This window comes from bacterium (assembly GCA_041649255.1).
GTDB lineage: Bacteria > Hydrothermota > UBA3073 > JACQXS01 > JAQTXJ01 > JAQTXJ01.
Genome location: JBAZNK010000014.1, coordinates 15,968 through 29,401 on the forward strand (window position 1 = coordinate 15,968; position 13,434 = coordinate 29,401).

Annotated in this window: 8 protein-coding genes and 1 rRNA gene; 5 read left to right on the forward strand and 4 right to left on the reverse strand. The window is 38.8% G+C overall.

Annotation, left to right across the window (positions count from 1 at the left end; translation table 11 throughout):
* The first annotated feature begins 45 nt into the window (after positions 1-45).
* The 5 genes from WC614_10000 to WC614_10020 all read left to right on the forward strand — a co-directional run bounded on the left by WC614_10000 (position 46) and on the right by WC614_10020 (position 5,905).
* The gene (locus tag WC614_10000) at positions 46-1,914 is read left to right on the forward strand and encodes a T9SS type A sorting domain-containing protein (GenBank protein MFA5033340.1); all 1,869 of its coding nucleotides are present in this window, start codon (positions 46-48) and stop codon (positions 1,912-1,914) included.
* A gap of 120 nt (positions 1,915-2,034) precedes the next feature.
* Positions 2,035-3,048, forward strand: coding sequence for a 4Fe-4S dicluster domain-containing protein (locus WC614_10005; GenBank protein MFA5033341.1), 1,014 nt, complete (start codon positions 2,035-2,037; stop codon positions 3,046-3,048).
* A complete protein-coding gene (locus WC614_10010; GenBank protein ID MFA5033342.1) occupies positions 3,045-3,452 on the forward strand; it encodes a hypothetical protein in 408 nt (135 codons plus the stop codon). Before WC614_10005 ends, WC614_10010 begins: the two co-directional genes overlap by 4 nt.
* Positions 3,453-3,463: 11 nt before the next feature.
* Positions 3,464-4,285, forward strand: a complete 822-nt coding sequence (locus WC614_10015; protein ID MFA5033343.1) for an FAD/NAD(P)-binding protein — start codon at positions 3,464-3,466, stop codon at positions 4,283-4,285.
* Between the two features lie 114 nt (positions 4,286-4,399).
* Positions 4,400-5,905, forward strand: a 16S ribosomal RNA gene (locus WC614_10020).
* Between the two features lie 185 nt (positions 5,906-6,090).
* Here WC614_10020 and WC614_10025 read toward each other — a convergent pair.
* Genes WC614_10025 through WC614_10040 form a run of 4 tightly spaced genes read right to left on the reverse strand, consistent with a single transcriptional unit; the run spans position 6,091 to position 13,299 of the window.
* Positions 6,091-6,954 carry a methyltransferase domain-containing protein gene (locus tag WC614_10025; protein MFA5033344.1) on the reverse strand — a complete coding sequence of 288 codons (864 nt, stop codon included), beginning with the start codon at positions 6,952-6,954 and terminating at the stop codon, positions 6,091-6,093.
* A 37-nt stretch (positions 6,955-6,991) separates the two neighbouring features.
* Positions 6,992-7,933, reverse strand: a complete 942-nt coding sequence (locus WC614_10030) for a hypothetical protein (GenBank protein ID MFA5033345.1) — start codon at positions 7,931-7,933, stop codon at positions 6,992-6,994.
* On the reverse strand, positions 7,933-12,468 hold the full coding sequence (locus WC614_10035; protein ID MFA5033346.1) for a C25 family cysteine peptidase: 4,536 nt from the start codon (positions 12,466-12,468) through the stop codon (positions 7,933-7,935). The genes WC614_10030 and WC614_10035 overlap by 1 nt, the downstream gene beginning before the upstream one ends.
* Entirely contained in the window at positions 12,469-13,299 is an 831-nt protein-coding gene (locus WC614_10040) for a hypothetical protein (GenBank protein MFA5033347.1), read from the reverse strand.
* Positions 13,300-13,434: the final 135 nt, after the last annotated feature.

The following is a 13,434-nucleotide window of genomic DNA, read 5'->3' on the forward strand; positions in this document are numbered from 1 at the left end:
ATATAAGTATTAAGAATTTGAGTATAAGATAAATAAGAAGAGATAATGCATAAACTTTTGATAACATACTTTTTTCTCACTTTACTTACAGCTTCTCAAATTACAAAAGCGCAAACGCCGGACACGCTCTGGACAAGGACTTATTTGGGTTACGGTCGTTCTGTATGCCAGCTAAAAGATAGTGGATTTGTAACAGCAGGTTATGTATATACCGGAGGTCCTTATAACATTTATCTTATAAAGACAAATCCTAATGGTGATAAATTATGGGAAAAAACTTACGGCGGGAGTACCTACAAATATGGTTATTCTGTATGCCAAACTAAAGATGACGGTTTTGTAATAGCAGGTTCAAATCCTTCGGATATTTATCTCCTAAAAACAGATTCAAATGGGGATACCTTATGGACAAGAGCTTATGGTAGCGGCTGTGGTTATTCTGTATGTCAAACTGCAGACAGTGGACTTGCAATAGTAGGTTTTACAGATTCTTTCGGCGATATCAATGGGGATGTTTATCTCATAAAAACAAATCCCAATGGGGATACCTTGTGGACAAAAACTTATGGTGGAAGTAGCGAAGATTTGGGCTGTTCGGTTTCGCAAACAGTGGACGGCGGATTTATAATTGTAGGAAGGACAATGTCTTTCGGGGCAGGCAATTATGATGTTTATTTAATCAGAACGGATTCTTCGGGCGATACACTATGGACAAGGACTTATGGCGGTTCAGGTTCGGATGAGGGGAGTTCGGTTCAGCAGACCTTTGATGATGGATACATTGTAACGGGGAGGACATTTTCTTTTAGCACCGGCAAGAACATTTATCTAATAAAAACAAATTCCAATGGGGACACCTTATGGACAAGGGCATTTAATGGCTCTGAAAGCCACTCTGTATGCCAGACTACAGACAGCGGGTTTGTAATAGCAGGAGCTCGGTCCGGTTTTTATTTTATAAAGGTAAATGCCAATGGGGACATTTTGTGGACAAAAAATTATGGCGGTGGGGCCAATGGGATAGGTTATTCCGTCCAACAAACTTATGATGAGGGGCTTATAGTTGCAGGTTGTATTTCTTATTATAGTTATCTTGTAAGGATTATATGTAATCCGAGGACAAATGAATTTATAAATCCTAGTTTTGATATGACGCCGTGGGATACGGGATGGGTGAAATATACACACATGGATTCAAGCATTGCGGGGAATGGACATGCAATGGCAACTTCTGTGATTCAAGCAAGTAATTCTGCTGTCTCCCCGCCACGAAGCTGTAACTTAAGAACACTTATTTCTTGCGGGCATGACGGTGGAACATATGGAGAGGCATACGCTAATGCTTCGGCATCAATAAATCAAACGTTTAAGCCAATTTCAAATTGCTTAATTAAAGCATCTGTAATAGATACTAGCTGGGGCGTAGAAGGTAATGGATATTCGGATATTTGTATTTATATAAATGGCAATTGGGAAGAGATTTATCGTCATTATTCTGCGACTACTTGGGCAGAAATATGTACTACCGTAATAGGTCCCGTCAGTGGCATACGCTTTTCTTCTTATTCTTATGGAGGGTTTACGGCTACATCGGGTTGGTCAGCATATGCGTACAATAATTTTTATATAGACGATATCCAGATTACGGAGGTCGGGGTGGAAGAACAGTCGAATATCGAAACCCCTTCGACTACGCTCAGGGCAAGTCCGAATCCGTTTGTGGGGATCACAAACATAAAGTGGTCAGCGTTCAGTGAAAAGGAAAAGAAAATAAGGATTTATGATATAAGCGGGAAGTTATTGGAAGAAACCAAAAATAATATTATAGGGAAAGACCTGAAGAGCGGAATTTATTTTGTGAAAGTGGACGGGTATAAGCCGATAAAGGTAGTAAAGACATCTTATTTAAAGTAGAAAGCAGGTAGTAGGCAGGGAGATTCTTCAAACAGATTTGATTGAGGCTATATGGATGATTTAATGTGATAAATATTTTCCCCTTGACTTTTATAAATTGATAATATAAATAAGGAGAATATGGAAACTTATTTTTTACCTGAGGAACGATTTTTCCCATTCGTATTGAGGCTTACTGAAGAGAACGATGTTTTTGGACAGTCAAAAAGACATATACGTAAATTCAGATTGGAAGCCAAAGAACCGCCTATATTTGATGGGTTCCGCGCAGTAGAGCCTATGAAGCACTTTTTTATGCAAGCTAAAGAAATGGTCGCTAAGTTCGGGGAACCACTTGAAAAAGAAATTTCTCCGCAGGTGATTATAGGTGCGAGAAGATGTGATTTGCAGGCGTTGAAAATTTATGACAGGGTGTTCCTTGAAGGCGAAGTCATTGACCCGTTTTATAAAGAGAGGCGAGAAAAGACTACTATAATTTCGGTAGATTGCGAGGAACCGACAGAAACTTGTTTTTGCAACATAATGGGTTTAGAACCGTGGAGCGACAAGGATAGCGATATTAATTTAACGCCGATTAAAAAAGGGTATATTGTTGATATCATAACGGAAAAAGGGAATTTAATTTTTGGAAGCAGCAAAGATTGGTTGCAAACGGTGGACGAAAACGATTTGGACCAGCGTGCGGAGAAGAGACAAAAAGCAACGGAATTACTTGGAAAAATAAATTCCGAGTACAGTAATATAAAGCTGGACAAAGCTCTGGATACGGAAAAAATGGCGGCAAAAAAAGGTGAGCCGATGAACTGCGTGGAATGTTGCGCGTGTCTGATGATTTGCCCTACCTGTTATTGTTATTTGCTTTATGACGAACCGACAAAAGAAAAAATGAGAGTCTGGGATGCGTGCTATTATCCGGCTTATGCAAGAGTCGGCGGAGGCGCAAACCCGAGACCTGATGTGATGGAAAGATTTAAAAATAGATTTGCGTGCAAGTTTGAGTATTCACCGAAAAATCATAATTTGTTTGCGTGTACGGGTTGCGGAAGATGTATCAGCGGGTGTATGGCTAAAATAGATATCAAAAAAGTGTTGGCACAGTTGGTGAATGCAACTTCGCAAAAAGAAGAAATATGAAAAAGCTTGTATGGAGCGTTTTTGTGGGAATGTTGGTATTTTCTACTGCTAACGCGAATGTAGTTAGTGGAACAAAAGAGAGAATTCAAATTATCGGAGACTCGCTTTTGAATAATGTTTTGGACGGGATGAAAATAAATGACTATGCGAAATACTCAAGGGATTTTGACGTTGCAATGAAAGATGCGCTGCCGGAAAAGGCATTCATTGCAACTAATAAACAGATAATTGAACTTTTCGGGGAATATAAAAATAGTGAATATCTTGGTTTTTTGAATCAGAAGAAAACAACTATGTTTTTGTGGAAAGGATTTTTTAGCAAGAGTCAAGATGATATTTTAATAAAACTTGTAGTGTCTGAAACAGATGGTAAATATCTAATTTCAGGGTTGTGGTTTCAATAAAGGAAATAACAATGAAAACACCATACGAAGTAAATACAACTAAATTAATAAGTGTCGTAGACGAGAGTTCGACGATACGAACTTTTAGATTAGAACCCAAACCAATAGAATTTAAAGCAGGACAATTTGCCGAACTTGCCGTGCCGGGAATCGGGGAAGCACCATTTACGCCATCATCTTCACAATATGATAAAGAAAAAATGGAATTTACGATAATGAAAGTTGGAAGACTGACGTCGGCGCTTTTCAACCTGAAACCGGGTGATACGGTGGGAGTTCGAGGGCCTTACGGGAAACCTTATCCTGTTGAGAAATTCAAAGGGAAAGAAATTTTTATCGTAGGTGGAGGAGTAGGGTTTGCGCCGCTGAGAGCGCTGTTTCTAACGCTTCTTCATAAGATTGAAGATTACAAAAAAATATATATAAGATATGGAGCGAGAACTCCGGATGATATTATATATAAACAATTTATACCGGAATGGAGTAAACTTGATAAAGTAGATATTAAAATGTCAGTGGATGTCGGAACTAAAGATTGGTCCGCCTCAGGCGGAAAAGTCGGGGTAGTAACTGTGTTGCTTGATGAGATTCCTGTAAGCATAACGGACTCTTCGGTTATAGTGTGTGGACCGCCGATAATGATTAAATTCGTTACGAAAAAATTATTAGAATTGGGATTTCCCGGAAGTAATATATACTTGTCAATGGAATCTAATATGTCTTGCGGAATAGGTCAATGTAATCACTGTAGGATTGGTGAATTATACTCGTGTAAAGATGGTCCGGTTTTTACGTGGGACCAAATAAAACATATAAAAGACCCCTTTATATAAATTTTTGAAATAAAGTTCTTGACAAGTTACGAATAATAAGATTAGTATACACTTCTAATTTTGTAAAATCGTTCTTTGAGATTTTTATAGGTATGCATTATTTTTGAGTTCAATCTTTTGAAGAGTTTGATTCTGGCTCAGGACTAACGCTGGTAGTGTGTATTAGACATGCAAGTCGAACGACTCTAACATTCTTAGCAATAAGAGTGTTAGAAAGTGGCAAACGGGTGAGGAATATACAGACAACCTGCTCTTAAGTGGGGGATAGCCTTGAGAAATCAAGGGTAATACCGCATGTGTTCTATTGGACTTATGTTCGATAGAATAAATCCGCAAGGAGCTTAAGAAGGGGTCTGTATCTTATCAGGTAGTTGGTGAGGTAATGGCCCACCAAGCCTATGACGGGTAGCTGGCCTGAGAGGGTGACCAGCCACATAGGGACTGAGACACGGCCCTAACTCCTACGGGAGGCAGCAGTCTAGAAATTTGGACAATGGTCGAAAGGCTGATCCAGCGACACTATGTGAGGGATGAAGGTCTTCGGATTGTAAACCTCTGTCAGGGGGAACGATGATGACGGTACCCCCAGAGGAAGCCCCGGCTAATTCCGTGCCAGCAGCCGCGGTAATACGGGAGGGGCAAGCGTTGTCCGGAATCATTGGGTGTAAAGGGAGCGTAGGCGGATTTAAAAGTCAGAGATTAAAACTATGGGCTCAACTCATAGATATTCTTTGATACTGTAAATCTTGAGCTTGAAAGGGGAAAGTGGAATTCCTGGTGTAACGGTAAAATGTGTGGATATCAGGAAGAACACTCGTGGCGAAGGCGGCTTTCTATTTCAATGCTGACGCTGAGGCTCGAAAGTTAGGGGAGCAAACAGGATTAGATACCCTGGTAGTCCTAACTGTAAACGATGACCATTAGGTGTTCCTGAATTTTCGGGAGTGCCGTAGCTAACGCGTTAAATGGTCCACCTGGGGACTACGGCCGCAAGGTTGAAACTCAAAGAAATTGACGGGGGCCCGCACAAGCGGTGGAGGATGTGGTTTAATTCGATGATACGCGAAAAATCTTACCTGGGTTTGACATGCTAGTGGTACTGACCTGAAAGGGAAGGGACCCGAAAGGGAGCTAGCACAGGTGCTGCATGGCTGTCGTCAGCTCGTGCCGTGAGGTGTTGGATTAAGTTCCATAACGAGCGCAACCCCTGCCTTTAATTATTTCCGAGCAATCGGGATTGTCTAAAGGGACTACTGAGGTCAACTCAGAGGAAGGGGGGATGACGTCAAGTCCGCATGGCCTTTATGCCCAGGGCCACACACGTCCTACAATGGCCGGTACAACGGGTTGCCAAACCGCAAGGTGGAGCTAATCCTTCAAAGCCGGTCTCAGTTCAGATTGGGGTCTGGAACTCGACCCCATGAAGTCGGAATCGCTAGTAATCACGGATAAGTACGCCGTGGTGAATACGTTCTCGGGCCTTGTACACACCGCCTGTCAAGCCATGGAAGTTCTGGGGACTCGAAGCTCCGTGTATACGGAATGAAGGTAAACAGGATGACTGGGGCTAAGTCATAACAAGGTAGCCGTACGGGAACGTGCGGCTGGATCACCTCCTTTCTGTGGAGTTTTTTTGTGAATATTAACTTATGAACTCAAAAATAATGCATACCTTTTTTTGTTTCCTCTTCTCAAAGACAATTGATAAATAATATTTTCTTCTTTTTATTCCATAAAATCTTTTGGTAATATGTCTTAGAAGTTATCCGACAATGTTGATCTATAAAAAGAGGATAATATATTTGCTATTTCCTTGCTTCTACATATATGGAATAATTGGGACGGCTATTATCAAAATATGTTGTGTTTCTTAAAACAGGACAAAAACTTTGTCCATATCCCGATAAATAAATTTTCTTAAAACCCGCAAATTGTAACATCCGGGATAACTTGTCTTTGTTCCACCAATTAATATGATTGCCGGGATATTTGCTTTGTAATTCAATGTTGCATTTGGATTTACAGTAATCTAAAGCCTTTTCGTATGTAAACTTTGAAAATATTTCGTTAAACTCTTTATCACTAATTTTGTATGTATTTTTATCAATATGTAACAATGACGTTTGTGATGCAAAACTAAATAAAAACAATTGTCTGATAGACGCCCTTCCCATTGGGATTGCTATTTTTACTGTGTCCATATTTTTTTTATCACTATACATCTCTCTTTCTCTTTGCCAGAAATGAATATCATTATTCAAAACTGCTTTATAGCACAAATCAATATCTACGGTTGTTAATCGTGCATATCCTTCTTTTTTTAATGTCCTGTATATTTCATTGAAAATATTTTGCGCCGATTTATCAGTTATGTGTTCAACCGTATGACTTGAATAAAAAATATTTGCGGAATTATCATCTAGCGGAAGCGGTTTGCATTCTAACAAATTAAAACTGATATCTATTTTGTTTTCTTTAAACCATTCCGAATAATAATCAATGTTTGTCCACGCAGGATGCCTGAACGCTCCCGCGCCTATGTTGTAAAACTTTTTTTCTTCAATATCTTTTTTATCATAAATTTGATAATATAAATCCATATCTTCTTTTTTTATTTTTGATACGGAATATCCCATATTAGACAAACTCTTAACAATAATTTTTTTCATTATGATCTCTTATGTAAAAGGTGTTTGTATAGACAGATTAAAAATTCAATCCCATACTTATGTGAGATACAGAACCTAACTCTTTTGTTGTAAAAGCATAATCAATGGTTAATCCTTTAATTCTTGTAGCTCCCCAACTTTCCGGTATGTCTGGCTTTAAGCCCACTCCAAAAGCCAATCCTTTATTTATTCCCATTCGTATGGATATTAAATCCCATATCGTATATTCCATCCCGAGTCTATAAATAATACTGCCATACTCGTATCCTAAATCTAAAGCTACCAATGATTCTTTTGTCCTGTAATTTGTTCCGGCGATTATGCTCATCGGTCGTTTATCTTGTTTATTCGTTGCCCAATTTATGTTTGTCCCGCCTACATTCTTAATGACTATTCCCGTAGACATCTTTTTATATCTATAATTAGCGCCCAAATCCAGACCTATCCCGTTGGCCTGTGTATTAAATATGTCATACCTTAAATATTTTACGTTCAATCCTACTTTTGAATTTTTTATTTGCGGTATTGAAGAAGCCATGGTAAACAGTACCACCTGTTCACTTACCCCGAAATATCCCGTTGGCTGCGCAACAAGCGTATCCGGAAATTCAGGTATGGAATCCAACCCTATAGTCCCGAATAATATGCTCGCGGCAATGTTGTTTATTATATATACGTTAGGATAGCTTCCTATTTCCCAGTTTCTTTTAGTTATTCCGGCTCCAAAACAATTAAAATCAAACAACCCAAACTCCTTCCCTTTCATTGCTCCTACGGAAACTCCCTGCCTTTGCAGTATGTTAACGGGATTCCACCAACTACTTAGAGCGTTGCCATCTAAAATAGAACAATACGCTCCTCCTAATCCACACGCTCTTCCCCCTATCTCCAGGTTCAGTATTTCGCCCGTGTATTCGCTCGCATAAACGTTACGAAACAACAGCAAAAATATAAAAATCCCAAATATTTTTTTCAACATTATCTTAGTATTACAAGTTTCATTAGTTTCTCAATTATCACTTTCCCCTGTCTCGAAAATACTTTATAGAAGTATACGTCATTCCCGCACAATGTCCCGTTATCTGCCCGCAAGTCCCATACAATAGATATGTCCTTGCTTAGACCTGAAGGAATAAGAGTCTTTACGAGTTTCCCCGATAAGGTATATATTCTTACCTGGCATATATCCGGTACGTCCGTGAATCCGAACCTAAATTCTGTCCTATCGCCTTTTACCGGATTTGGATAGTTTCCCCAACAATAAGATTTGCTCGGCGCATATATTGGTTTAACAACGATTACAACTCTCTTAGTCGTTTTATTCCCTTGCAAATCATAAGCTATAAAAAAGAAAGTATGCTTCCCTACACCTATGCTTGATTGGAAAATCAACGGCACTGCGTATAAACTATTGTCTTCCGTCGGATAAGTGTATAAATTACGGGAAATCGTATCGTGCGCGCCCAAAACCGTATCGTGTTCAATGACAATTCCTTTATCTAAAATATCTACACCATCTTTATCTTTTATTATGGCATTTATTTTTAATGGCATTTCTTGCCCTGAAATTATAAACTCACTGCTGTCCGGGATATCAAGAGTTATTTCGGGAGCCAATGTGTCTATTCTCTCTAAAAGTGTGAATAATCCTAATTTTCTTGTATATGCTATTGTCCCGGCATTCACTACTACCCACTGTTTGTATTCTTCGCACCACCTATGAACGGCAGGTTTTGATAACGAATCATAGTTAGGCATTGTTATCGTTATATCTTTAAGTATGTTTACTCCTTCTTGTCTTAGCGCTAAAAATTCCCCGGACGTGTCGCTTCGGATTTCAAGAACCGTAGAATCCGAAACCCCGTAAGGCGATACAAGACATTTCAGGCGATTGTCAGTACTGGTACACCAGCCTTTTGTTCCCTGTAAAACGTTGGCATTGAATAATTTCACCGACATTACGGTTTTGGGAATAATATTATTTATATCGTCACTTTCCTCAATTACATTAGCCGAATCTATAAAAATAAATATGCTACCTTTCTTCATATCCCAAGGAACATCTATGTTTTGCGTTTCTTTCCCCTTTAACGATAAAAGAGATTTCCATAATAAAAAAGTATCATTCAATGAATCTATTGCATAAACTATTACGTCAAACGAATCCGTGTTTTCGTCTCCGCTATTTAGTATAGGAATGTTTAATAAAACTGATTTTGTGCCGTATAATTCTATCTTGGACTTAATCGCTTCTATATCAGGTAAGGATGCCACTTTATATGAATCAACTTCTGTAAATGCTTCTCCGTCATTGTTTTCAACATAAACCTGTAAGCTTACAATACTGTCCGGAAGCTGGTTCGGAATAGGACTTTCTGTAATAAAATAACCTGATGTGTCGAGTTCCATATTTATCTGGTTCCACGGTGGTGGCGATATTCCCCAGTTGCACTTTACTAACCTAATCCCTGTTGGGTCAAAGATTTTCGCCCTTACATAAACCGAATCGTTATGCGTTGGTAACTCCGGCATTGTGGATATTATTATGTTTGTTCTGTTTATGGAAAAATCTGTTACTGTAACGAAATCCGTATTCCCGTTGTATATATATGCAAACATTTTCCCCTTATTCATTGGCAGGTTAATTGTATCCGGCAAATAAAATCGCGCGCTAAAATTCCCGTTAGTAGCCGTAGTTTTTATTTTTGTGATTTCTATAGTATCGTTTACGCATAAAGTAATAATCGCTTCCCCGTTTATTGTGGACGAAAGACTCCCGTTTACAGAACACGTTTCTCCTGCCGTGAAAGAAGTTGGTAAAATAGAAAGACTTAGTTTCTGTGGAAGGGAAAAATTGCTTCCCGGATCCCCAAATAATGTTTGCTGCTCTATGGATTTTACTACCGGACTGTTTGTAAAACAACGCATTATTCCGTTAAAAACTAATTCGCCTACAGTATTGTTTGGACTTTCAATAGCCTTTAACAACGGCCCTTCTACCAATCCTTTGTCCCGCAAATATGAACTGCCCGAAGAACCCCAGTATGCAAATGCCCCACCCGGCGCCAGTATGAAATTTTCTCCCATATAATGTTCGCCCGGCATATCAAAGATTGCGTTATAACAGCCAAGCATAGATACGAAAGGCAATCTTTCGACATTCATTAGTCCCGGTATTGCTTCGTTCCATAAAAGCCCTCCGCTCCATTCCCGCGGACCGCTGTGTCCGATATAATTTAAAAAGCTTGCCCCTTTGTTAATTAAATCTACGAGTTCTGCTTGTGCGCCGTCTGTAGGGTAATACAGCTTCTCTATTTTGTATTCGGGTGCAATTAATTCGATAAGTTGATTCGTTGCCGCTATTGGATTTTCTCCCGTTTCCATACTTGTGAATATAAGATTCCTGCGCCAGTCCGAAAAAGAAAACTGTCTCTGCAATTTGTTGAATACGATTTCAAACTCACCGGTGTTTTTAACGGGCAATCGTCCTATTAACATATCCGGTATGGGGTCTGTCCCGCTTACACAGGCATACATATTGTCGGAAGGGATGAGAATATAATACATATCGAATATGGATATGGTTGGCACTATGTCCTCGTCAAACCTGGCAATATTCCTGTGGTCATAACTAGCATCTCCAAGCAATAACACATAAACAGGCGGCTTCGCCCAGTGGTTATATGCATACTTTAAAAATTCTTTTATCGCCATATTGTATGGAATTCCATAATTAAATTCATCATATATGTCCTGGACTTCTACTATCTTGCATGTGAATCCCTTTGTCTCTTCCCAGCTTGCATAACGAACCGCGCAGTCATAAAGTTTCGGAGACGTTATGATAATGTAATCTGCCGTATTTGACGGACTGCGAAGATTTGCCGTGCTGCCTTTTTCTAAAATCGGCTGCATTACGTAATCTTGCGCTGCATAAAAAGTGCTGTCCGAATAGGTGTCTTCAAAACTAAAAGTATAAGTCGAATCCAGCGTGTCAACCTTCCCGCCGCTTATAAATGCCGTTCCCGGTTGCCATACGAAAATATCCGGGTTCTTGAAACCTGTTAATTGGAATTTGTGCCTGCCCGTAGATGGAGGCGTGAACTTTATTTTTCCTCCTTGCGAAACATAAGACTTTAAATAATTTATATCAATGGAATTTAAATATACTACAATTCCACCTCCGTTCGGCTCAAAAGTAAGAACGTTTGATTCTTTCAAAAGAGATTGCGGAGTCGATATATTTATAATTTTTTGTAAGCCCGGGGTGCTCGCAAAATATGTAGTATTTATTAAATTGTTATTTAAATATATTTTTAAATTTCCGGGACCACCATATGTCTGCAAATCAATTTTAATGCCGCAATTCCCCGAATCTATAGGAGCCGGCGTATTTAAATTAAAACTATGTTTCTTATCGAAACTTGCCCAGAACCACGGTGCAATCGTATCAGGATATAACTTGAAAACTGCAAAAATGCTGTCTATTTCAAAATGTATTGAAAACGGATAACTTGAAGGAATCGTTCCCTGCCTCGGAATTCCGCTCTTGTTGACCATTCTTGCGCCTTTCTGCCCGCCAATACTCAACCAGTATACGTTTGTATAAGTGTATAAATTTAAGTATGATTTTTCTCCCGATACAGGCTTGGCATAAAATTCAATCCAGTCATCGGTGTAAAAAACTCCATCATCTTCCCCTTGAACGAATATAGGAAGCTCAAGCCCGTTGTGAGTGATTTTTATCGTTTGCGGGTTTGCAGTTGCAATTTCCGGCGCTACGTTAATAACATCCGAATACTTTATTTTGTATACACCTTCCGAATCAACAAGAATCTTGCATATTCCGGGAGATTCTTTACTTTCGGAAAATAATTCAACGTCCGGCTTAGCTAACCAGTATTTTGAGGTTTCGTAGTTTACTACGTAGGTTTTTAAAATATCTTCTATGGAATTTGTTTCCGATAATCCGGGATTTTCTCTCGCGTTATTCCAATGAACGCGTACCTGCTTTTTATTCCCATCCGGGAGAACCATAACCTTTGCTATGCGGTGTCTTCTAATCCAAACCGTATCAACTAATACACCTCCGTCTACCGTAACATTTCCCGTCGGCGGAACTCCAACAAGAACAAATTGCGTATCTGCTAATGTCGTATTTTGTGATTGTAGAACAGGCATCCTTGCCTGTTTGCCGTTTGGATTTTTCTCTTCTAAGCTTGAACCTTTATATTCTGCCGTAGGTTCTGAAACTTCAAACACACACCCCGCAGAACTTGATGAAATTAAACGAATCCCATTATCTTGTAGAACAGGCATCCTTGCCTTTTTTTCTTGCAGTGGTAGGACAGACATTCTTGTCTGTCGGGTGTTTGTGTGGGAGGCATTTCCCAATGTTGAATTCTTTTGTGTGGGAAGCATCTCCTGATGCTGATTTAACGCCTGCGTACTTATTTTACCCGCATCTAAAACCCTACCCTGCAAACTTATTATAAGAAATATAAGTATATTCATTTAATAGTCTATTTTTACAATCTTTGTTTCTATTTTTGTCCCTTTATGTTTTTGCGCTAAAATATTTGCTTCCTTCTGTGATTTCCCAAGTTCTCTTAAACACTGAATTAATTCATATTGTATTACACGACATGCAGGCCAGGAATTTGGATATCTATCAATTAATTCTTTGCATACTTCAAGCGCTTTACTGTTCTCGTTTTTTAACATAAGTGTATTTATTAAATCCTCATATACTTTTGGTGTATATATACTGTTGGGATATAATTTTATGAATTCTTTTTGTTGTTGAATTGTTGTATCCTTGTAATTTCTTTGGAACATTAATTCTTTCTCTTTTTTCATTAGTTCATATGCTTTTGCTTCTTCCCCGGTAGGCGCTACTATTCTAAATTTTACCTCATTCGAGAAAAATTCGTCATAAACTTTCTTTAAAACATATTCGTCTGGCGGGAGACTATCTTTCTCTTCCAACTCCATCAAATTTTCTGTAAATTCAGTCTCCGAGGGTTTTACATCGCGAGAAGGACTATCGCCATGAATACCGATTTTTGGAAGTGTTTCATCTTTTGAATTCTTTAAAATAAACGTCTTGTCGTTAATTTCCAGCCCGTCATTCTTGCAATGCACGTTCACCCATATAGTTTCTCCAACAAGAAAAGTGTTTTTATCTAAAGATATTTTTATCTCTATTTTCTTCCCGTTATTTTCTTCCAAAGGAGGTATCTGTTTTACTCCATTATCAATTAAAAAATCCACTTCTCTGCCGGAAGTTGTTTCTAAAAAAGTCAAATTACACATTATAATTCCAAGATAAAAAATCTTTCTCATTTCCCTTCCCCTTGTGTTTCGTCTAATTTGGCGCGAAGAGACACCCCGTCTTGGCGGTGGTTGTGCCTTTGTGTTTTAGTGGCAAGTTTGTTTGTTGTATTTTGTTCTCTTTTCATTTTTTGTTTCTATCTCTTA